The following is a 760-nucleotide window of genomic DNA, read 5'->3' as shown; positions in this document are numbered from 1 at the left end:
TGCTGGCCCGCACCGGGTCGGGCGCCGAGACAGCCGAGCAGCTCGACGCGGCGGCCGAACGGACCCGGGCGATCGCCGCCACCCACCCCGGGCTGCGCGGCATGACGGTCGACGCGCTGCCGTACCACGAGGCCGGCGCCTCACCCGCCGAGGAACTGGGCTGCGCGCTGGCCACCGGCGTCGCCTACCTGCGGCTGCTCACCGGGCACGGGCTGAGCGCCGAGGACGCCTGCCGGCAGCTGGAGTTCCGGTTCGCCGCGACCGCCGACCAGTTCACCACCATCGCGAAGCTGCGTGCGGCCCGTCGGCTGTGGGCGCGGGTCGCCCAGGTCAGCGGTGTCGTCTCGTCCGCTGCTGCGCAGCGGCAGCACGCGGTCACCTCGTCGGTGATGATGTCCCGCCGCGACCCGTGGGTGAACATGCTGCGCACCACGGTGGCGTCGCTCGCCGCGGGCGTGGGCGGTGCGGAGGCGGTGACGGTCCTGCCGTTCGACCACGCGGCCGGGCTGCCGGACGCGTTCGCCCGCCGGATCGCCCGCAACACCTCCACGATCCTGATCGAGGAGTCGCACGTGGCGCGGGTCATCGACCCGGCGGGCGGCTCCTGGTACGTGGAGCGGCTCACCGAGGAGCTGGCGCAGGCGGCCTGGGCGTGGTTCCAGGAGATCGAGCGGGCCGGCGGGCAGCAGGCCGCGCTCGCCGACGGCACCGTCCGGCAGCGGCTGGACGCGACCTGGCAGCGGCGCCGCGAGCGGCTGGC

Annotated in this window: 1 protein-coding gene; it reads left to right on the top strand. The window is 76.1% G+C overall.

Annotated features, from left to right (window positions below; translation table 11 throughout):
• Positions 1-760, top strand: a 760-nt coding sequence (locus tag ACYVE9_RS29310; protein WP_461030907.1) for a methylmalonyl-CoA mutase family protein, incomplete at both ends; no start/stop codon positions are given.

This window comes from Streptomyces sparsus (assembly GCF_054776295.1).
Note: the sequence above shows the minus strand (reverse complement) of the source record. Positions and strands in the feature narration are given on the sequence as shown.